Source organism: Clostridium lamae (assembly GCF_033043255.1).
GTDB lineage: Bacteria > Bacillota > Clostridia > Clostridiales > Clostridiaceae > Clostridium > Clostridium lamae.
In genome coordinates this window covers 145,234-166,776 of sequence record NZ_JASCQJ010000001.1, presented here as the reverse complement: position 1 = coordinate 166,776, position 21,543 = coordinate 145,234, and the positions used below count along the sequence as shown (strand labels likewise).

General features: G+C 29.1%; 19 protein-coding genes. All 19 read right to left on the bottom strand.

Translation table 11 applies throughout. The annotated features are described in order from the left end of the window. Positions 1–78: 78 nt before the first annotated feature. A complete protein-coding gene (locus tag QK892_RS00730) occupies positions 79–1,032 on the bottom strand; it encodes an N-acetylglucosamine kinase (protein WP_317271600.1) in 954 nt (317 codons plus the stop codon). A gap of 151 nt (positions 1,033–1,183) precedes the next feature. After that, positions 1,184–1,402: a hypothetical protein gene (locus tag QK892_RS00725; protein ID WP_317271599.1), complete on the bottom strand. Its 219-nt coding sequence runs from the start codon at positions 1,400–1,402 to the stop codon at positions 1,184–1,186. Between the two features lie 231 nt (positions 1,403–1,633). Next, positions 1,634–2,575 (bottom strand): DNA-3-methyladenine glycosylase family protein, encoded by a 942-nt coding sequence (locus tag QK892_RS00720; RefSeq protein ID WP_317271598.1) that lies wholly within the window; start codon positions 2,573–2,575, stop codon positions 1,634–1,636. A gap of 211 nt (positions 2,576–2,786) precedes the next feature. Further along, positions 2,787–3,629, bottom strand: a complete 843-nt coding sequence (locus QK892_RS00715; RefSeq protein WP_317271597.1) for a 3-hydroxybutyryl-CoA dehydrogenase — start codon at positions 3,627–3,629, stop codon at positions 2,787–2,789. Between the two features lie 254 nt (positions 3,630–3,883). Next, complete coding sequence (locus QK892_RS00710; RefSeq protein WP_317271596.1) at positions 3,884–4,888, bottom strand: electron transfer flavoprotein subunit alpha/FixB family protein; 1,005 nt, start codon at positions 4,886–4,888, stop codon at positions 3,884–3,886. Between the two features lie 21 nt (positions 4,889–4,909). After that, positions 4,910–5,689: an electron transfer flavoprotein subunit beta/FixA family protein gene (locus tag QK892_RS00705; protein ID WP_317271595.1), complete on the bottom strand. Its 780-nt coding sequence runs from the start codon at positions 5,687–5,689 to the stop codon at positions 4,910–4,912. 15 nt (positions 5,690–5,704) lie between these two features. Next, the gene (locus QK892_RS00700) at positions 5,705–6,844 is read right to left on the bottom strand and encodes an acyl-CoA dehydrogenase (protein WP_317271594.1); all 1,140 of its coding nucleotides are present in this window, start codon (positions 6,842–6,844) and stop codon (positions 5,705–5,707) included. A gap of 90 nt (positions 6,845–6,934) precedes the next feature. Further along, a complete protein-coding gene (locus QK892_RS00695; protein ID WP_317271593.1) occupies positions 6,935–7,717 on the bottom strand; it encodes a short-chain-enoyl-CoA hydratase in 783 nt (260 codons plus the stop codon). A 190-nt stretch (positions 7,718–7,907) separates the two neighbouring features. Further along, a complete protein-coding gene (locus QK892_RS00690) occupies positions 7,908–8,549 on the bottom strand; it encodes a redox-sensing transcriptional repressor Rex (protein ID WP_317271592.1) in 642 nt (213 codons plus the stop codon). A 360-nt stretch (positions 8,550–8,909) separates the two neighbouring features. Beyond that, on the bottom strand, positions 8,910–11,192 hold the full coding sequence (locus tag QK892_RS00685) for a heavy metal translocating P-type ATPase (protein ID WP_317271591.1): 2,283 nt from the start codon (positions 11,190–11,192) through the stop codon (positions 8,910–8,912). 16 nt (positions 11,193–11,208) lie between these two features. Then, positions 11,209–11,568 (bottom strand): ArsR/SmtB family transcription factor, encoded by a 360-nt coding sequence (locus tag QK892_RS00680; RefSeq protein ID WP_317271590.1) that lies wholly within the window; start codon positions 11,566–11,568, stop codon positions 11,209–11,211. 243 nt (positions 11,569–11,811) lie between these two features. Continuing rightward, a complete protein-coding gene (locus tag QK892_RS00675) occupies positions 11,812–12,405 on the bottom strand; it encodes a zinc dependent phospholipase C family protein (RefSeq protein WP_317271589.1) in 594 nt (197 codons plus the stop codon). Positions 12,406–12,607: 202 nt separating this feature from the next. Then, positions 12,608–13,681 carry a sporulation integral membrane protein YtvI gene (ytvI, locus tag QK892_RS00670; protein ID WP_317271588.1) on the bottom strand — a complete coding sequence of 358 codons (1,074 nt, stop codon included), beginning with the start codon at positions 13,679–13,681 and terminating at the stop codon, positions 12,608–12,610. A gap of 106 nt (positions 13,682–13,787) precedes the next feature. After that, positions 13,788–14,180 (bottom strand): hypothetical protein, encoded by a 393-nt coding sequence (locus tag QK892_RS00665; RefSeq protein WP_317271587.1) that lies wholly within the window; start codon positions 14,178–14,180, stop codon positions 13,788–13,790. Between the two features lie 563 nt (positions 14,181–14,743). Next, positions 14,744–15,811 carry a DUF4179 domain-containing protein gene (locus tag QK892_RS00660; protein WP_317271586.1) on the bottom strand — a complete coding sequence of 356 codons (1,068 nt, stop codon included), beginning with the start codon at positions 15,809–15,811 and terminating at the stop codon, positions 14,744–14,746. A gap of 13 nt (positions 15,812–15,824) precedes the next feature. After that, positions 15,825–16,367, bottom strand: a complete 543-nt coding sequence (locus QK892_RS00655) for a sigma-70 family RNA polymerase sigma factor (RefSeq protein ID WP_317271585.1) — start codon at positions 16,365–16,367, stop codon at positions 15,825–15,827. A 350-nt stretch (positions 16,368–16,717) separates the two neighbouring features. Next, on the bottom strand, positions 16,718–17,785 hold the full coding sequence (locus tag QK892_RS00650; RefSeq protein WP_317271584.1) for a mannose-1-phosphate guanylyltransferase: 1,068 nt from the start codon (positions 17,783–17,785) through the stop codon (positions 16,718–16,720). A gap of 199 nt (positions 17,786–17,984) precedes the next feature. Next, positions 17,985–19,460 carry an L-fucose/L-arabinose isomerase family protein gene (locus tag QK892_RS00645; protein WP_317271583.1) on the bottom strand — a complete coding sequence of 492 codons (1,476 nt, stop codon included), beginning with the start codon at positions 19,458–19,460 and terminating at the stop codon, positions 17,985–17,987. Between the two features lie 64 nt (positions 19,461–19,524). Next, positions 19,525–21,528: a transketolase gene (gene tkt, locus QK892_RS00640; RefSeq protein WP_317271582.1), complete on the bottom strand. Its 2,004-nt coding sequence runs from the start codon at positions 21,526–21,528 to the stop codon at positions 19,525–19,527. Positions 21,529–21,543 lie beyond the last annotated feature (15 nt).

The window sequence follows — 21,543 nt, the reverse complement described above, 5'->3', positions numbered from 1 at the left end:
TTGTAAATTTTTTTAAATAAATAAACTGTTACATTCATTCAACAAAATATAACAGTTTATGACAAAATTATTCTATACTTATTTTAATATCTCCTTTACATTATCAGGAACTATATTACCTGCTAACGTATAAGCAAGCAATACTGAACCATTCCACGGATCTAATGCCGGCTCTTGTAAATAGCATTTTAAGCCTGACTCATTAATCATCTCTTTTAGAGGTTCTAAGACATATTTTCCTGCCTTAAATACTCCACCAGTATATGAAACTACAAACTCTTCAGTAAAGTTTAATTCCTTAGAAATAGTTTTTATATGGGAAAATATAGCTTCTGCTGCTTCTTTAAAGATTGCTTTACATGCAGGGCATCCAGCCTCAGCTGCTAAGAAACATATAATTGAGAATTTAGCAATTTCAGTTCTATTAAATTTTAACCTATTAAATACTATATCAACTATTTCATATATATAAGTAATCCCATATTTCTTCTCTAAAATATCAACTAATATTGTCTTTTCTTTTCTTCCATCTTTTTGTTTCGTATATTCATTTATTGTCCTTAACGCAATCCAATAAGCGCTTCCGTCATCACCTATTCCTGGTCCAAAACCGCCACATCTAGCTAGTTTTCCATCTGAATTTCTTCCATAAGCTATGCTTCCTGTTCCTGCAACCATATTCACCCCAGGTTTGCAAGCTGTACCACCGGCCCATCCATTAACAGCATCATTATCTATTGAATAAGGAATTTTCATTACTTCTTTGAAAGCTTTATCAATCTTGTCCATATCATCTACACTTTCGCCATAACCAGCGATTCCTGCAAATGCATATGCAATATCATCTATAGCTATATTTGCTGCATCACATATCTTCGAAATATTTTCTATAATTTCAGTCTTAATTCCTTCTATTCCAACTTGATGAATGTGAATAGTTGGCCCATCTACTTCTGCTACTTTTATTAGATTATCATCAACTAATAAGTATTTTGTCTTAGTTCCGCCTCCATCAATTCCTAAATAATACATTTTCTTTCCCCCTGTATTTATAAGTATTAGGGATATTCCTCTAGTATATTTATTACTACCTAAAAGCTATAATTATTTATTATTAGGAATCCCATACCATAATTATATAATTTATTACAATTACTTTCCAATAATATTATAATTTTTATAGCTATGGCATACTTATATTTATAGAACTTACATCAGATTCTATTCCTGATATATTTGTATCTATTGAATCTGCTATATCTCTTATATCATTAACATTGTTCTTTATTTCTTCTATATTATCATTTACACACTCTAACTTTTCTTCTAAATTTTCCAACCTACCTTCTATACTTTCAAGTTTATAATATATTTTATCCAAAATCTCTACTATCCTTTCCATACTCTCTCCCCCTTACTTCTTACTTCTTAATTCTATAAATCTGTATAGAATCCTTTAATAAAATACCCTATATTCTTATTTACATATTTATTTAAATTGATATACCAGTTATTAATAAGAAAAATAGCAGTAAGCTTTCTTTTATTCAAAACTTACCACTATCTCATTTACTCATTAATTTTCACTTTTTATTCCTTAATTCTTTCATTCTTTCATCCTGCCCTAGCAGCACTATACTTCTATTTTATTTTCTCTCGCATAGTAGAAAAGATATTGCTGAGCCATTCCAGATAAAGCTCCAAACTTATCTCTTGCAAAAACTCTCATTTTATTTAATGATATATCTGGTGCTACATAAAAATGAATCATAGCTCTTTTAACCCATACATCTACAGGGAACGATGAATGCTTAGCCATTGAAAATAACATTATGCAATCTGCAACTTTTGCTCCAACTCCCATAAATTTTTGTAAAGCTATATGACATTCATCATCACTTAATTCTTTTATATAATCTAAATCAAAATCAAGAATTTCTGGTCTTTCTTCATATTTACCTGGATTCTTTTCCATATCCTCTTTAACTTCTATTGCTTCATTAACTCTTTTTATTGTATCAACTATGTACTTACTTCTAAAAGATGCACCTGTTCCTTGAATTTCCTCTAAAGTAGCATCCTTTATAGCATTAGGAGTTGGAAATGTATAATAAACTTCGCCCTTATATTCTATTCTTTCTCCCCATTTCTCACATATCTTCTTAACAGTTTTCTTTATTGACGGAATACTATTTCTTGCAGATATTATGAAACTTATAAGCATTTCAAAAGGATCTTGATTTAATATTCTAATACCATATCCAAATTCAACACTTTTTCTTAATATCTCATCCTTTGCTAATACTTCCTTAATATCATCATAATTTCTTTCTAAATCAAAATAATTAAGCCATATATTATTAAAATCTTCTTCATTTGAATTATATATTATAACTTCATCATTATTTTGAACTACTTCAATTACTCTTCCATAAGCCACTACTATATAATTCTCATCTGTTATCTTATCCCATCTAAAACATTGCCCACACTCTAATATTTGCTTTATGTTAAAGTTCCTTACACCTTCAATTATTACTTTATCTTCTTCAAACTTTACGTTTTTAAAATCCATATTTTCACCTCATATTATATAATACATTAGGTTTCCCCTAAATTTTGACAAACTATTCCTTAATCATATAAAACTAATTATATCATATAGTTAATAAAATTTATAAATAATAATTTATATTATCAAGAATAAATTATTACTTATAAAGGATAATAAAAAAAACTGTTGCCTTTTATTGCAACAGCTTCTCTTAATAATATATATCTTTATTTTAGTAAGTGTAAAAACCTCTTCCAGTTTTTCTTCCAAGATATCCAGCTCTTACGTATTTTCTTAATAGATTACTTGCTCTATACTTAGTATCTCCTGTTTCATTATATAAAACGTCCATAATAGCTAAGCAAACATCTAATCCTATAAGATCTCCTAAAGCTAATGGTCCCATTGGATGATTTGCACCATACTTCATTGAAGTATCTATATCTTCTACTGAAGCAATTCCTTCTTGTAAAATGAATGATGCTTCATTAATCATAGGAATAAGTATTCTATTAACTACAAATCCAGGAGCTTCAGCAACTTCTACTGGTTCCTTTCCAATTGCAACTGAAACTTCCTTTATAGCATCAAAAGTTTCTTGTGATGTTGCCATACCTCTTATAATCTCAACTAACTTCATTACTGGAGCTGGATTAAAGAAGTGCATTCCAATAACTTTATCAGGTCTCTTTGTTGCTGATGCAACTTCTGTTATTGATAAAGATGATGTATTAGAAGCTAAAATTGTAGATTCCTTACATATTTCATCTAACTCTGCAAATATAGTCTTCTTAATCGCCATATTTTCTACAGCTGCTTCAATTACTAAATCACAATCTTCAGCAAGTGTTAAATCTGTAGTTCCTGAAATTCTTCCAAGGATAGCTTCCTTATCTTCTTCAGTCATCTTTCCTTTAGCAACTAATTTAGATAATCCCTTGTTGATTCCATTAATTCCTCTTTCAACAAATTCATCCTTTATATCTCTAACTATTACTTCATATCCTTTTTGAGCGAAAGCTTGAACTATTCCAGCGCCCATAGTACCTGCGCCAATTACAAAAATCTTTTCCATTTTAAAAAACCTCCTAAATTTAATGCATAATTGATAATTGATATTACATAATTTTAGATTTTAAAACATCTAAAATTAAGAATGTAAAATGTAGAATGTAGAATTAATGATGTAATTTGTTCCAAATTACTAAAATTATATTAAATTTAAAAAACTCCTTAAGGAGTTTTCTCCTTAATTTTACATTTTTCATTATTCATTTTACATTTAGATTATCAATTACGCATTATGCATTATGCATTATTCATTATTTTTTATTCTTCTTTCATTGCTTTTACTTGAGCTGTCATTTCTGGTACAACTTTAAATAAGTCACCAACTATTCCATAGTCTGCCATTTGCATTATTGGAGCTGTAGCATCTTTATTAATAGCTATAATCATATCTGATTCTTGCATACCAGCTACGTGTTGAATAGCTCCTGAAATACCACATGCTATATAAATAGTAGGTCTTACTGTCTTACCAGTTTGTCCAACTTGATAATCTCTTTCTATCCATCCATTTTCAACAGATGCTCTTGATCCAGCTACTGTTCCACCTAAAGCTTCTGCTAATTCTTCTAAAATAGCAAAATTTTCTTTAGATCCAACACCTCTACCACCTGCAACTATAAAGTGTGCTTCGCTGATATCTACAATTTCTTTTGCTTCTTTTACTATCTCAACTATTTTTGTTCTTATATCTGAATCTTCTATGTTCACTTCTACATCTTCAACAGTAAAATTTCTTTCTTCATCTGGAAGCTTTGAGAACACTCCAGGTCTTACTGTTGCCATTTGTGGTCTATGATCTGGACAAACAATTGTCGCCATTAAGTTTCCTCCAAATGCAGGTCTTGTAGCAAGTAAGTCTTCTTTTTCTACATCAACATCTAGAACTGTACAATCTGCTGTTAACCCTGTAGATAGTCTTGCTGCAACTCTTGGTCCTAAATCTCTTCCGATGAAAGTTGCACCAATTAATATAATTCCTGGCTTTCTTTCATTTGCTATATCACAAATAACCTTTGTATATCCATCAGTAGTATAGTGCTTTAATAAAGTATTTTCTGCTACTAATACTTCATCAGCTCCATGTCTTCCTAATCTATCTGCTAAAGCTTTTACATTATCACCTAATAATAATGCTGTTAATTTTACCCCTAATTTATCTGCAATCTTTCTACCTTCACCAAGTAATTCAAGAGATACTTTTTGAAGTTCTCCTTCTCTTTGCTCAGCAAATACCCAAACGCCCTTGTAATCTGCTATATTCATCTTTTTTACCTCCCATATATCTTAGATGTAGTGTTTTTCTTTTAATTTTCCTAATACATATTTTGCAGCTTCTTGAGGAGTTTCATTTACTAACTCTCCAGCTCCCTTAGTTTCCTTAGTCATAGTTTTCTTAACCTTAGTCGGAGAACCTTTAAGTCCTAACTCTTCCTTGCTCACTTCAATATTGTCTGCTGACCATAATTGAATTTCCTTATTAGCCTTATCAAATATATATCTTACATTCATATATCTTGGTTCATTTAATTCTTTAATAGCTGTTAAAAGAACTGGAGCTTGAACTTTAATTAATTCATATCCATCTTCTAAAGCTCTATTTATTAATAACCCATCTTCTTCTACTTTTACATCTTGTACATATGTTACTTGAGGTATATTTAAATGTTCAGCAATTTCTGGTCCAACCTGAGCTGTATCTCCATCGATAGCTTGTCTGCCTGCAAATACTATATCAAATTCTAATTTTCTTAATGCACCAGCTAATGTTTTAGATGTTGCTAAAGTATCTGCACCTGCAAAAGCTCTATCTGTTATAAGAATAGCTTCATCCGCTCCCATACATAATGCTTCTCTTAGCGCATTTTGTGCTTGGGGAGGTCCCATACTAATTACTGTTACTTTTCCTCCAACATTATCCTTTAAAGTTAATGCGGCTTCTAATGCATTTTTGTCTTCTGGATTTATTATTGATGGTACTCCATCTCTTATAAGTGTTCCTGTTTTCGGATCAATTTTAACAGCTGTTGTATCTGGAACTTGTTTTAAACAAACTACTATATTCATTTATAAATCCTCCCCTTATCTTAAAACGCTTCCTGAAATAACCATCTTTTGAACTTCAGAAGTTCCTTCATAGATTTCAGTAATCTTAGCATCTCTCATCATTCTTTCTACTGGATATTCCTTAGTGTATCCATATCCACCAAAGATTTGAACAGCCTTAGTAGTAACATCCATAGCTACTTCTGCTGAATAAAGCTTAGCTCTTGCAGCTTCTACTGAATATGGCATCTTATTATCTTTTAACCATGCTGCTTTATAAACTAAATTTCTAGCAGCTTCAATTTTTGTATCCATTTCAGCAATCATCCACTGTAAACCTTGGAAAGCAGCTAATGGTCTATTAAATTGTTTTCTTTCCTTCATATAATTTACAGCTTCTTCAAGTGCTCCTTCTGCTATACCTAAAGCTTGAGCTGCTATACCTATTCTTCCTCCATCTAGAGTCTTCATAGCAATACCAAAGCCCTTACCTTCTTGTCCTACTAGATTTTCTTTAGGAACTACACAGTTACTCATTACTAATTCTGTAGTTGAAGAACCTCTAATACCAAGTTTATCTTCCTTCTTACCAATTGAGAAACCTTCAAAATCCTTTTCAACTATAAATGCTGAAATTCCTCTAGTTCCCTTACTCTTATCAGTCATTGCAAATATAATAAATGTATCAGCAACTCCACCATTAGTGATAAATATTTTTGATCCATTTAATATATAGTTATCCCCTTCAAGAGTAGCAACAGTTTGTTGTCCTGCAGCATCTGTACCTGCACCTGGCTCAGTTAAACCGAAAGCACCTATTTTTTTACCAGTTGCTAAATCTGTTAAATATTTTTCTTTTTGCTCTTTAGTACCGAATTGATCTATTAAAGAAGCACATAGTGATGTATGAGCAGAAACTATTACTCCTGTTGTTCCACATACTTTAGATAATTCTTCTACTGCAAGTATATATGAAAGAGTATCTCCACCTGCTCCACCATATTCTTTTGAAAATGGTATCCCCATCATCCCAAGCTTGGCCATCTTTTTAACGTTTTCCATAGGAAATCTTTCTGTCTCATCAATTTCAGCAGCTATTGGTTTAACTTCATTTAAAGCGAATTCTCTAACCATTTGTTTTAATAATTGTTGCTCTCTAGTTAATTGAAAATCCATTAATTATACCTCCTTGATATTGCACCCTTTTTCTTAAACTAAGTTTGTATTTAATTATTTTAAATTTTTTAATATGTTTTTTTATTCTGACTATTTATTTGAAAAATTTTTAGCTCTTTTTTCTATAAAAGCTGTCATTCCTTCTTTTTGGTCTTCAGTTGCAAAACATTTTCCAAAATCCTCTGCTTCAATTTCTATTGCCTTATCTATATCTACTTGCATTCCCCTATTTATAGCATCCTTACATAGTTTAACAGCTATAGGCGCATTAGCCATAATTGCATTAGCCATTGCTTTAGCTTCATCCATTAAACTTTCAAGAGGTACAACTTTATTAACTAAACCAATTCTTAAAGCTTCATCAGCCTTCACCATCGCACATGTGTAGATTAGTTCTTTAGCTTTTCCTTCACCAACTAATCTAGGTAATCTTTGAGTACCACCAAACCCTGGTGTTATTCCAAGTCCTGCCTCAGGTTGAGCAAATCTTGCTTTCTCAGAAGCTATTCTAATATCACATGCCATAGCTAATTCACATCCACCCCCAAGAGCAAATCCAGATATAGCTGCAATTACAGGCTTGTCTAATTTTTCTAATCTTCTGAAAACTCTATTGCCCAAAAGTCCAAAGTTTTCTCCTTCTTCTTCTGATAAATCTTTCATTTCTGATATATCAGCACCAGCAACAAATGCCTTTTCACCTGATCCAGTTAAAATTACAGAATAAATATTATTATCCTTCTCTAAATCTTCTAATACTATGTCTAAATCTTTTAATGTTTCAGAGTTTAATGCATTTAAAGCTTTCGGTCTATTTATAGTTACAATAGCTAAATGCCCTTCTTTTTCAAGAATTATATTCTTTAATTCCATGATAAAATCCTCCTTTTACCCATAATTATTATTGACCTCTTATAATATGTATTTCATATATGAAATAATTGTTATAAGATTAACAATCTCCCCAAAAAAATAATTGAAGCGAAGCTTCAATTATTATTATAATATTTACAATTTTCTTTTGCAATAGCAATTTCTAAATTAAACCAATTTGTAAATTTACTTACTTGCTTTCATCTTTATCATTCAATAAATATATTAAAGTTAATAAACTCTCTGATAAATGCACGTTTTCAACCGTTATTTCTTCTGGTACTGATAAGTCAACAGGTGCAAAATTCCATATTCCAGTCACACCATTATCTACTAAAACATCACATACCTTTTGTGCATTTATTCTAGGAACACATATAATACCTATATCTATTATGTTTTCCAATAAATATTTTTTTAACGCATCGATATCTTGAATTTCTATATCCCTAATTCTAAGCCCTATCAATTTAGGATTTGCATCAAATATACCTACGATATTTAAACCATTTTGTGCAAACCTACTATAGTTTGCAATTGCTTGACCTATATTTCCAGCTCCAATTATTATTGCTTTGTATTCTTTATTTAGTCCAAGTATGCCACTAATTTCGTTATAAAGATCCTTAACATTATATCCGTAGCCTTGTTGTCCAAAGTCACCAAAACAATTTAGATCCTGTCTAATTTGAGACGCTGTAAACCCTATTTTTTCTCCTAATTCCTTAGATGATATTCTATCTACGTCATTTCTTAATAATTCTTGTAAGTATCTATGATATTTTGGAAGTCGCTTAATTACGGCCATTGAAATATTTTTTTTCTTCTCCATACTTTCTTCTCCTTCTCTATAGTATTTTTATATTAAAACATCATTTTTCATATATATATAATATTATTTTATCACTTTTATTTAAATTTTAAAACATTTTAAGTTATCTATTTAACAAGGTATTTAAAATGAATTTTAACTCTTAATTATTTATTCATTTTTTAATTCATATAATTAAATTAATCTCTAAAAAATTAGACTTATGTATAACGTAGCAGTGCGTTATACATAAGTCTTAACTTTACAAAACTAAACTTTTTTTGTAAAAGTAATTTTGTATGCTTCCCTTATGCCTGAATGTTCTCAGCCCAAATAATTATATTTAAAATGATGAATTTTGTCAATGAGAATAATATCCATTTATTTTAAACATCTTGTTGAATTAATTACTGCGATTATAGTCACTCCTACATCAGCAAATACAGCTTCCCACATAGTTGCAATACCAAAAGCTCCTAGAATTAAAAATAAAGCCTTTATTCCTAAAGAGAATATTATATTTTGCCATAATATTTTATTAGTTTTTCTAGCTACTTTAATTGCTGAAACTAAAGCTTCTGGATCATCTTTCATTAATACTACATCTGCCGCTTCAATGGCTGCATCTGATCCTATACCACCCATTGCTACTCCTATATCTGCTCTTGCTAATACAGGTGCATCATTTATTCCATCTCCAACAAATATAACTTTGCCTTGAGATTTATTATTGTTAATTATTTCTTCTACTTTCTCAACTTTATCTCCTGGTAACAATTCAGAATATACCTTATCTACTCCAATTAATCTTGCTACTTTTTCTGCAACACTCTTATTATCACCAGTTAACATTACTATTTCTGAGACTCCACTATCCTTTAATCCTTGTATTGCCTCTTTAGAACCTTCCTTAATTTCATCAGAAATCACTATATTGCCTTTATATTCCTTATTTATAGCTATATGAACTATAGTTCCAATTGAATCATTCTTATTATAATTAATATTAAACTTCTCCATTAGTTTATAATTACCTATTAATATTTCCATTCCTTCTAAAGAAGTTTTTACTCCATGACCAGCTATTTCCTCATAATCCACTAACTCTTTTGAATTTATCTCTCTACCATATTCTTTTATTATAGATTGTGCTATTGGATGGTTAGAAAGACTCTCTGAAATAGCAGCTATTCTTAGCAATTCATTTTTTTCTATACTTACAGCATTAACTTCTGTTACTTTAAATACACCTTTCGTTAGTGTTCCAGTTTTATCAAAAACTACTGTATTTATATCTTTTAATGCTTCTAGATAATTACCACCCTTTACTAGTATTCCTTTCCTAGATGCTCCACCTATTCCTGCAAATAATCCAAGAGGGATAGATACTACCAATGCACATGGACAAGATACTACTAAAAATATTAATGCTCTAGATAACCATTCGTTAAAACTTCCATCTCTTAACACAAAAGGTGGAATTACTGCTAAAGCAATAGCAGAGAATACTACTATTGGAGTATAATATCTTGCAAATTTAGTTATTAATTTTTCTGTAGAAGCCTTCTTATTAGAAGCATTTTCAACTAACTCTAATATTCTAGATACTGTCGATTCCTTAAAGTTCTTAGTTACTTTTACCTTCAAAACTCCATTATTATTTATGAATCCTGATAAAATTTCTTCTCCAGCTGATACTTCTCTAGGTACAGATTCTCCAGTTAATGCAGAGGTGTCTACAAAACTTGTACCATCTAAAATAACACCATCTAAAGGAACTCTTTCTCCAGGTTTTATAATAATTACATCATCTATATTTACTGTTTCAGGATTTACTTTTTCTTCTTTTCCATTCATTATCACATTTGCATAATCTGCTCTAATATTCATAAGTGATGTGATTGACTTTCTTGATCTATTAACTGCATAAGATTGGAATAACTCTCCTATTTCATAGAAAAGCATAACTGCTACACCTTCTGGATAATCTCCAATAAAGAAAGCTCCTAAAGTAGCAATAGTCATTAAGAAATTCTCATCAAAAACTTCTCCTCTTAAGATATTTTTAACAGCAGTTAAAACTACCTTTCCACCAATTAATATATAAGCTATTACGAATAAAGCTAAATTTATTGCTGACCCATCCTTTAAAATTATTGCAATAACATATATTAATGCTCCTATTATTAATCTAATATTTCCTTTTAAAGTAATCTCCTCACCATGAGAGTGATCATGAGAGTGTCCATGTGAATGTTCATGGGAATGTCCATGAGAATGTTCATGAGAATGTTCATGAGAATGTTCATGTCCATCATGGGAATTACATCCATCTTCTTCCTTATTATGCTTCTTTTCTTCATTACCTTCTGCTATAGAACAAGTTCCGCTAGTGCATCTATTTTTATTATCTATAACAACTTTTTCCTCATCTATATTATATACCTTAACTTCTGGCTCTAATTTATTTATAATATCTTTAGCCTTAATAATAATATCATTTAATTCAACATTACCATCACCTTCTATAATTAAAGTAGATGTGGTAAAGTTTAAGTTAGCCTCTTTGACTCCATCTAAGCTATTTACTCTAGTTTCAATTTTATTTGCACAATTAGCACATGTTAATCCTGATAATACTAATTTTACTTCCTTTTTATTCACATCTATCACCTCTTTCTTATTCTAAAATATGCTTAAATCCTTCATCGAAAATGTGCTTTATATGATCATCTGCTAATGAATAATATATTACTTTTCCATCTCTTCTGAATTTAACTAATCTATTATTTTTTAAAACTCTAAGCTGATGAGAAATTGCTGATTGAGTCATGTCTAATAAAGCAGCTAAATCGCAAACACATAACTCCTCTTGGAATAAAGCATGTAATATTTTTATTCTAGTAGAATCGCTAAAAGCCTTAAATAAATCTGCTAAATCATATAATGTTTCCTCATTTGGTAAATTTCCCTTAACTCTTTCAACTACATCTTTATGGATTATGGTACAATTACAACTTTCTATTTTATGCTCTCCCATAATTTCTCCTCCATTTCGATTTAACATATGAATAATTGTTCATATGTTTCTTTTAATTCATTATATGCTTATCCAACTAATTTAGTCAACATTATTTCAAAAAAATTCTTACTATTATTAAGTGTAATTTATTAAAATTTATTCTAAGCAATTTATGTGCTTTTTTCATACAAAAAAGGTGTATTGAAATAATCATACTAATACCTTAGAATGACTATTTAGCAATACACCTTTTAAGAATTTCTATAACACTAATGCTATATGTTCTTTAATTTTTTGATTTAAAAACACTTCATCCAAAACAAAGTTAATTATTGTATTACATATATGACTTGCATATTGTAAATCTTTTTCATAAGCAACTTTCCCATCGTACTCTTTTTGAAGATTAACTATATATCCCTTTATTTCATCGGAAGTTAAGGAAGTATTCACTTCCTTTCTAACAATACAACTTTTAGCAAATTTGTTTAAATCATTTTCATATAGGACATGATCTTTTACCGCTCCTGGACTTTTAAATTCCCATCTTTGATGATGTGGAACACAGAAGAAATCGCATAAGAAATGGCATATAACTCCTAATTCCTGATTAAATTTTGCAACTGAGTATCTGATATAAATATCATCTAATGAAAGTGAAGATAGATACTTAATCTTATTAACTATCATATCAATACTTTCATCAAAATAATGCTTTTTAAATTTATATTTTGATACTGAGTCTGGCTTTAGATTTCCCCATGTAAAATGTTTATCACTAATTATAAACTTTCTATTTATATCAATATTCTTAATAAACATATCCGCTAAAGACTTGTGAGTATTCATCATCATAACTGTTTAACCTCACTTTTAATACTTATTATATATATTTATTCATATGATAATACTAAATGTCTTAAAATTCAAATTTTTTTATTTCATCTTTTACCTTATTAAGCAAGATTAACTGTATATTTGAATAAGTTAAACTCTCTGGAATATAATTTAATTTCCATATTTTAACTTTTTTTTATTTAAATTGCCTATATTTCCACTACTTAAAAATCTTAATCTTTCCACTATCATTTAAATTTTTAAGTATTATAACCATAATTGGTAAAGTAAATATTCCTAAGAATCCAAATAGTCTAACTCCAACAAAAATGCAGATTAACATTATTAATGGATGTAATCCTACTTGTTGACCAACTATCTTTGGTTCAAGGATATTTCTAACAACTGTAATAACAACATAGACTATAGTTAATCCTATGGCTAAACCTACATTTCCTTTAAACAGCTCTATAAATATCCAAGGTATTACTATTCCTCCCGTACCAAGAACAGGTAATACATCTACACAAGCAATTAGTAAGGCTACAGAAATTGCATTATCTACTCTTAGTATTGAAAGACCAATAGATAGTTCTATAAAGGTTATTGTAATAATCATAGAATATGCCTTTACAAACTTAAATAATGTTCCAACAATATAATCTTTGACATCAAAGAAAATACTACTTACCTTTGGAGAAAATTGCTTAGCTATAAATCCAGTAATATTCACATAGTCCATAGCAAAAAAGAAAGAAGCTATAATTGTAAATATTACAATTACAAAAAAGCTAGGTACCATTGATACTGTAGATGATATAAATGAAACTACTCCTGTTGATATACCTGTTACGATAGTTCCTAATGATTCTGCTAATGATGCTATCATATCTCTAATGCCTTGAACTAGGCTAGGATCTAATCTACCTAGTACTTCTTCCACATTAATTGCAATCTCATAAAAAAGTGGTTCTATATTATTCATATACACATTTGGAAGCCTTATAAATAAATCCTTCAATGCAATGAATACCTTAACTATTATCAATGTTAATAAAGCACCTACAGTTGCATAGAAAATCAATACTGTTAATCCTGCAACTACTTTTCTATTGATTCTCAATTTTTTAGTTATTAGATTTATAAGTGGCTTAAGCATAAATGCAATTCCAAAACCTATTACAAATGGCAAAAACCAACCTAAAGCATACTTAATAGCGATATATATTATCGCTCCAATAATCATTAGGTAAATAATGTTAATTATAAACTCTCTTTTCTTCTCAACATTCATAGTTTTATCTCCTTGTTTTTTCTTTGATTATACACCAAAAAATGACTAATTTGAATTTGAAAATTAAATATTATATAAATCTTCAGAATTATTTTTCTTCATTATATTAATCCCAATCTATATACATAAAACTTTCAAATTTTTCATTATTGCATATAGGACAACTACTAAATTTTACCTCATGAAATTTTATAGGTTTATATATTCCCTCACAGTTATGACATTTATTATCTAATATAAAAACTTTATCTTTATCATATTTAATTTCCACATAATTTATTGTAGATAGATCTCCACATCTATTACATTTTCCATAATCATTATGATATATTATCTTTTCAGTAGTACCTTTGCTTACTATATATTTTATATATTCTTTATCATTTTTATTAAGTATTTTTATAAAACTATCAAACTCTTTGGTTCTACTACCTCTACCTTCAAAAATAGTAGCACTATACCCACATTTTTTACATTGAATACTAATTCCCTTTCCCAAGGCATTTCCCCCTAATTTTCTAATCCTACTATAATTATATTTTATTACAACTTATATAGAATATATTTACACATAATAAGATTCTATTATATTGATTTATATAGATATGTATATAAAAACCATAAACTAATTTTCATTAAATAAGTTTATGGTTTTTAATCTTAATTATTTATATAATTTTTAAATACATCTGTATAATCTTTCTTATCAATTATTTTTCCAATATCACTTAGTCCTAACGCATCTGAAGCTAATTTCTTTAACATAAATACCACTCCTCAACTTTTATACTATACTATTATAATAACACATAAATATTGTATTCCATAAATTTAGATTTGCTTTAATAAAGATTCGGATATACATTTATATAAATATAATTATTACATATATTTTACTATAGATTTAATATACAATATCAATACAAAAATCAAAAGAAAGACAAGGCATATTATCTTTCTTTAAATAGCTAAAATTTAAGCACTCGCAAAACTTCTATTATAAGTTAATAAAAGGTATTATTAACAAATCGTAATAATACCTTTTATCTATATAGAACATTATTATTTTATTTCTAATTCAATTGATTTATCAAAGATATATTCTCTATTTTCTATCATCTCATCAATAGAATCATACTTTTTATCAGTTACCTTATATGGAACAATTATCACTTTGTCTTGTACTTCAGTATTTAAAAACATATTTGCTTCCATATCCCCAGTTGTCGTATCTCCGAATATACTCATGCCATTTTCCTTGACTAAAACATTTTTATTAACATCCATAACAGTAAATAATATATCTCTAGCATTATCATTACCATTAATTATTTTTTCTTCATCCATTAGTGTAGTACTATATTTTAATGTTATATCTATTGGAGATACTATAATATTTTTTATATTGTATATATATCCATTACCAAAATCAATGGTTTTATTTACACCTATGTCCTTAGTATCTTCTGTTATTTTTTCTCCATTATAATTAAAGCTAAATGTCCAATTTCCCCATATACCCTTTTCTATACCATTATGCTTATATTCTCCCCCTAAATACTCTATATCTATATTGGAATTTTTACTTAAACTTACATCTTCTACATTAACTAAATGGAGCATTTCATAAGTACCATCTTCATTATAATTAAAGTTTGTTGATCCGCCTTCACTTACTTTTTTACCATCTACATATATACTTGGAAAAATTGTAATTGATTGATTATTTTTAAAGGCTCTAGTATCTACCTTTACATTAATTATTGCTTTATCTTTCTTTATTAAAACCTCATTTAATGTGAATATAATTTTTTTATCTTCTTTACTAGTACCTATAGTTTTTTTGTAGTCATCATACTCTTTATTTTCACTTACTCCAAAGAATTGTTCTAATTTATTGGTTAATCCTTCTATAGCTGCTTGTACTGGTAATGTATTAATACTTATTCCAGCAATTATTATTAATGTTGATGCAGCAATTATTATTTTTTTAGTAGTTTTCTTTTTAACATTTAGTTTAGCTTTTAATCTATTTTTTATTTTCTTCTTTTCCAAATCATTGAGTTCAATATTATCATAATTATCAAAATCAACTTTCACTTCATTTAATAATTCATAATCATTCTTCATGGAATCATCTCCTTTACTCAATAGTTATATTCCTATATTTTCTTCTTAATTTTTTACGGCCTCGGGATATTCTATTATAAATTATCTCTTCTTTAATTCCGGTCTCTAAAACCAACTCATTCATTGATTTTCCTTCTATATATCTTTTTATAAAAATATCCCTATCTTCTTTTTTCAAACAACATAATAATTCTTCTATATCATTTCTTAGTTCATCTTCAGTAATACTATTATCTATAAAAACCTGATTTTCAACTTGGCTTATATCGATTTCTTCGTTAAGTAATTTTAGATATTTACGTTTATAATCAATAGCTCTATATTGTGATATTGCAGCTATCCAATTTTTTAGTGTATTTTTCGAGTTATCAAAACTATTAATATTATTCCAGATTGATAATAAAACATCATCGATACATTCCTCATGTTTATCATGAAGATTATATAAATGTTTCCTTATTATAGAGGTTATTAGACCACTATAAGAATCAATTAATAGTTCAAGTCCTCTCTCATTTCTTTTCTTTATAAAATGTACTATTTTATCATCATCCATATCTTTCCTCCTGTAAAAGCCTTTACACTTATTAATACGTATAATTAACTCCCTTTCTATCAAGCTCTAATGTTTTTAGAATTATTTTTCAATTTAAATATTACGCTAGTTATATGTACTTTAAATTATAAATTTAAAGCAATCCATTGTAAAATTTTAACATTAATTTAATTAACTTTGCTAGTATTATGTCATTGAATATTGGTAAATGTGCTAATAATTTCTTTTTAAATAAATAAATGTTTTAAATCTATATTTCTTCATAAATTAAATTAAGGCTGTAACATAAGTAATACTACTTAAATTACAACCTTAATTTTTACAAATTATCATTCCAGTGATAATTTTATTTACATATAATCTCCGTACCTTCGTTCATTAACTATATCATTCAATAAATGCTTGATTTCTTGTTCTTTATTTTTATCCATAATCAAAATAACATCACCAGCATCTACAATAATTAAATCTTTTAATCCGAAACCTATAATTAGATTCTTATCTCCAAAGATTGCACAATTCTCGCTGTCTTGAATATATACATTATCACTTACCTTATTATTCTTATCTTGTTCTAAATATCTACTTAGTGCTGAAAAGCTTCCTATGTCATCCCAAATAAAATCACTTTTGATAACATAGCCTTTCCTTGTTTTTTGCATAACTCCAAAATCTATGGATATTCCATCTATTAATGAATACTGTTCAGTAATAACATCTTCTTCGTCCTCTTCCCCTAAATGCTTATATATTTCCATTAAAGACCTATATAACTTTGGAAGATATTTTTCTATTTCTCTTAGTATTGCATCTGCTCTGAAAATAAACATACCAGAGTTCCATAAATAACTTCCCTTTAGCAAGAAATCTTTTGCTACTTCAGAATTAGGCTTTTCAGTAAATCTTGCCACTTTATAAGTCGGTACATCTGCTAAAACTCTTTGTCCCATTTCAATATATCCATATCCTGTTTCTGCTCTTGTAGGAGTAATCCCTAAAGTTACTATTCCTCTTTTTCTGTTAGCTATTTCAACAGCCTGTGATAATGTCTCAATATACAACTTTTCATTTTCTATATGGTGATCCGAAGGCAAAACAACCATAATAGCATCATTATCTTTTTTTAGTAGTTTAACAGCTGATAGGCCTATACATGTTGCAGTTTCCTTATTCATTGGCTCAGTGAAAATATTGTTAGAATTAATGTTATCTAATTCTACTTTTACCTTATCCTCATACTCTTTGTTAGTAACTATATAAATATTTTCTTTGCTTATTAGCGGTGATACTCTATCAACTGTATTTTGAAGAAAACTTTTGTTGTTAATAACTTTTAAAAACTGTTTGGGTCTTGCTGATCTAGATAAAGGATAAAGTCTAGTGCCTTTTCCTCCTGCTAATATTAGCCCGTATATCAAAAATTTTTCAACTCCATGTAAATACTATGTTATATATTATGCCGTACATTCTATTTTGTGATTTTATGTGTTATTTCCTCTAATTAATATATTTCCTCGGAAATTTCTCATAATTATAGCATTTATAGACTTTTTTCATATTAAAAAGGCTGTATTAAAAATAAATACAGCCTTTCTTGTGTAAAATAAAATTTATATATTATTTTATAAATGGATTTTCAGTTTTATATAACATTCCTTTAGGTTGATTGAATCCTATTTCTTTAACACCTAAGTATCTGAATAGATTATGGATAGCTTTGCCGAAGTGACCAAATGCAACTGCTCCATGATGAGGGTATCTTCCTTCTATTAATACATGTCTATAGAATCTTCCCATTTCAGGAATTGCAAATATTCCTATTGCTCCGAAAGATCTTGTCGCTACTGGCAATACTTCTCCTTCTGCAACATACGCAGTAAGCTCAGCATCTGCATTACTTTGTAATCTGAAGAAAGTAATATCTCCTGGAGTTATATCTCCTTCAAGAGTTCCTCTTGTAATATTAGGTTCTTGATTTGGTTCTAAAGCTCTTGCCATTATCATTTGGTTCTTCATAGTGCAAGTAGTTAACTTACATGCAGCTGTATTACCACAATGGAATCCCATAAATGTATCTTTTAATGTATAATCAAATTTTCCTTTAATCTCTGATTCATACATATCTTTTGGAACTGTATTATTGATATCTAATAAAGTAACAACATCTTGGCTAATGCAAGTTCCAATATATTCACTTAATGCTCCATAAATATCAACCTCACATGATACTGCTATACCTCTAGCTGTTAATCTACTATTAACATAGCATGGTACAAATCCAAATTGAGTTTGGAATGATGGCCAGCATTTATTAGCGAATACTACATATTCTCTAGAACCTTTATGTGCTTCCATCCAATCTAATAATGTAAGTTCATATTGAGCAAGCTTTGGTAAAATACCAGGCATTTTATTGCCTTCTCCTAATTCCTTTTCCATATCTGCTATTACTTCTGGAATTCTAGGATCATCTTTATGATCATTAAATGATGCATATAAATCTAATTCTGAGTTTTCTTCAATTTCAACTCCTAAATTATATAATTGTTTTATTGGAGCATTACAAGCTAAGAAATCTTGTGGTCTTGGACCAAAAGAAATTATCTTTAAGTTTTTTAATCCTATTAATGTTGTTGCAACTGGAATAAATTCCTTAATCATTTCTGAAACTTCTTCTGCTGTTCCTACTGGGTATTCTGGAATATATGCATTTATATTTCTAAGTGCTAAGTTATAACTAGCATTTAGCATACCACAATATGCATCTCCTCTTCCCCCTATTAAGTTATCTCCACTTTCTTCTGATGCAGCAACAAACATAACTGGTCCACCAAATTCTTTTGCTAATAATGTTTCTGCTGTTTCTGGTCCAAAGTTACCTAAGTAAACTACTAAAGCATTAACTCCAGCTTCCTTTATGTCTTTTAATGCTTCTCTCATATGAAGTTCATTTTCTACTGTTACTTGGCATTCATAAATATCCCCATTATATGCCTCAACTACAGCCTTTCTACGATTTGCTGATAATTCCATTGGGAAACAATCTCTACTTACTGCAACTATTCCAATCTTAACCTTTGGTGTATTATTCATTTATATCTCCTCCAAAATTTTAATTAGTTCTAATTTTAAAATCCCCTAGAAGTTTCCTTCTCTTTTAAAACTTTCTATTTTTATTAACACAATTTATAGATTTATCAACAACATTTTCCACTGTAAATCCAAATTTCTTGAATAACTCATTTGCATTTCCTGATTCTCCAAATGTATCAAGAGATATGATATCCCCATCTAGTCCAACATACTTATGCCATCCAAATGATGTTAAAGCTTCAACAGCTAATCTTGTTCGTATTGAATTAGGAAGTACACTTTCTTTATAATCATTATCTTGTGAGTCAAATAATTCAAAACAAGGCATGCTTACTACTCTTGCATCAATACCTTCTTCACTAAGCTTATCTGCAGCCTTATATATTAGCTCAACTTCTGAACCAGATGCCATTAGAATAATATCTGGAACTTCTTTCTTAGATTCCTTTATTATATATCCACCTCTTAAAGCTCTCTTTGGATCTCCTTCATATAGTGGCAACTTTTGTCTTGTTAATACTAATGATGTAGGTGTTTCCTCAGTTGTAACTGCATAATACCAAGCCGCAGCTGTTTCTTTAGAATCTGCTGGTCTAAATACTGACATATTAGGCATACTTCTAAGTGATGCTAATTGTTCTATTGGTTGATGAGTAGGCCCATCTTCTCCAACACCAATGCTATCGTGAGTTAATACATATGCTATAGGTAACTTCATTAATGAAGCTAATCTCATTGCTCCCTTCATATAGTCACTGAAAACAAAGAAAGTTGCACAGAATACTTTAAGTCCTCCATGAGCATAGATACCATTAGCTATAGCTGCCATTGCATGCTCTCTTACTCCAAAATGAAGATTTTGTCCACTTCTGTCTTCTGCTGAAAAATCTCCCTTATTATTTATATAAGTCTTATTTGAAGGAGCTAAGTCTGCTGATCCTCCAATTAAGTTTGGAATAATATTAGCTAATCTATTTATAATAACTCCTGAAGAATCTCTAGTTGCCATTTCTTTATCAAAAGTCCAGAACTCTTCGTTATTTAATAGTTCTTCTTTATCTATTTCATTTTTCATCCATTTAGCATATTCATTTGCTAATTCAGGATAAGCATCTTTATATTGATTAAATAACTCATTCCACTTTTCTTCTTTAGCAATTCCTTCATTAATATATTCATTCATATTTTTATATACTTCATCTGGTACATAAAATGAAGGTTCTAATTCCCATCCTAAATGAACTTTTAATTCTTTAATATTCTCTTCACCTAATGGTTCACCATGAGCTGAAGCTTTTCCTTGCTTTGAAGGGCTACCATATCCAATTATATTTTTAACTATTATAATAGATGGTTTTGATGTTTCTGCTTTTGCCTCTTCAATAGCATTTGAAATTGCTTCTATATCATTTCCATCAGCTACTTTTATAACTTGCCATCCATATGCTTCATATCTTTTAGCAACATCTTCTCTAAATGCAATATCTGTATCGCCTTCTATTGAGATATTATTTGAATCATAAAGTGCTATTAACTTTCCTAGCCCTAATGTTCCTGCTAATGATGAAGCTTCTCCTGAAATACCTTCCATAAGGCATCCATCTCCAACAATTGTATATGTGTAATGATTAACAATATCAAATTTATCTTTATTAAACTTTTCAGCTAAATAGCTTTCGGCCATAGCCATACCTACTGCATTACATATACCTTGTCCAAGTGGACCTGTTGTAATCTCAACGCCTTTTGTATGTCTGTATTCTGGATGACCTGGAGTTAAACTTCCAATTTGTCTAAAATTCTTAATATCTTCGATACTTACTTCATATCCAAATAAATGTAATAATGAATACTCAAGCATTGATCCATGTCCAGCTGATAATATAAATCTGTCTCTATTATCCCAGTTAGGATTTTTTCCATTATGTTTCATTTTACTCCATAAAGTAAATGCCATTGTAGCGGCTCCAAGAGGTAGTCCTGGATGGCCAGAATTTGCTTTTTGTACTGCATCTGCTGATAAAACTCTTATAGCATTTATAGATAATTTATCTAATTCTCTATTCATATTTGCCTCACTTTT

Bases quoted from the DNA above. Each gene is read 5' to 3' on its own strand.
- QK892_RS00645 (WP_317271583.1), bottom strand. From the start codon at position 19,460: ATGAATAATACACCAAAGGTTAAGATTGGAATAGTTGCAGTAAGTAGA.
- QK892_RS00695 (WP_317271593.1), bottom strand. From the start codon at position 7,717: ATGGAATTAAAGAATATAATTCTTGAAAAAGAAGGGCATTTAGCTATT.
- QK892_RS00725 (WP_317271599.1), bottom strand. From the start codon at position 1,402: ATGGAAAGGATAGTAGAGATTTTGGATAAAATATATTATAAACTTGAA.
- QK892_RS00720 (WP_317271598.1), bottom strand. From the start codon at position 2,575: ATGGATTTTAAAAACGTAAAGTTTGAAGAAGATAAAGTAATAATTGAA.
- QK892_RS00700 (WP_317271594.1), bottom strand. From the start codon at position 6,844: ATGGATTTTCAATTAACTAGAGAGCAACAATTATTAAAACAAATGGTT.
- QK892_RS00675 (WP_317271589.1), bottom strand. From the start codon at position 12,405: ATGATGATGAATACTCACAAGTCTTTAGCGGATATGTTTATTAAGAAT.
- QK892_RS00730 (WP_317271600.1), bottom strand. From the start codon at position 1,032: ATGTATTATTTAGGAATTGATGGAGGCGGAACTAAGACAAAATACTTA.
- QK892_RS00660 (WP_317271586.1), bottom strand. From the start codon at position 15,811: ATGAAGAATGATTATGAATTATTAAATGAAGTGAAAGTTGATTTTGAT.
- tkt (WP_317271582.1), bottom strand. From the start codon at position 21,528: ATGAATAGAGAATTAGATAAATTATCTATAAATGCTATAAGAGTTTTA.
- QK892_RS00680 (WP_317271590.1), bottom strand. From the start codon at position 11,568: ATGGGAGAGCATAAAATAGAAAGTTGTAATTGTACCATAATCCATAAA.
- QK892_RS00715 (WP_317271597.1), bottom strand. From the start codon at position 3,629: ATGGAAAAGATTTTTGTAATTGGCGCAGGTACTATGGGCGCTGGAATA.
- QK892_RS00655 (WP_317271585.1), bottom strand. From the start codon at position 16,367: ATGGATGATGATAAAATAGTACATTTTATAAAGAAAAGAAATGAGAGA.
- QK892_RS00705 (WP_317271595.1), bottom strand. From the start codon at position 5,689: ATGAATATAGTAGTTTGTTTAAAACAAGTTCCAGATACAACAGCTGTT.
- ytvI (WP_317271588.1), bottom strand. From the start codon at position 13,681: ATGAATGTTGAGAAGAAAAGAGAGTTTATAATTAACATTATTTACCTA.
- QK892_RS00710 (WP_317271596.1), bottom strand. From the start codon at position 4,888: ATGAATATAGCAGATTACAAGGGCGTTTGGGTATTTGCTGAGCAAAGA.
- QK892_RS00690 (WP_317271592.1), bottom strand. From the start codon at position 8,549: ATGGAGAAGAAAAAAAATATTTCAATGGCCGTAATTAAGCGACTTCCA.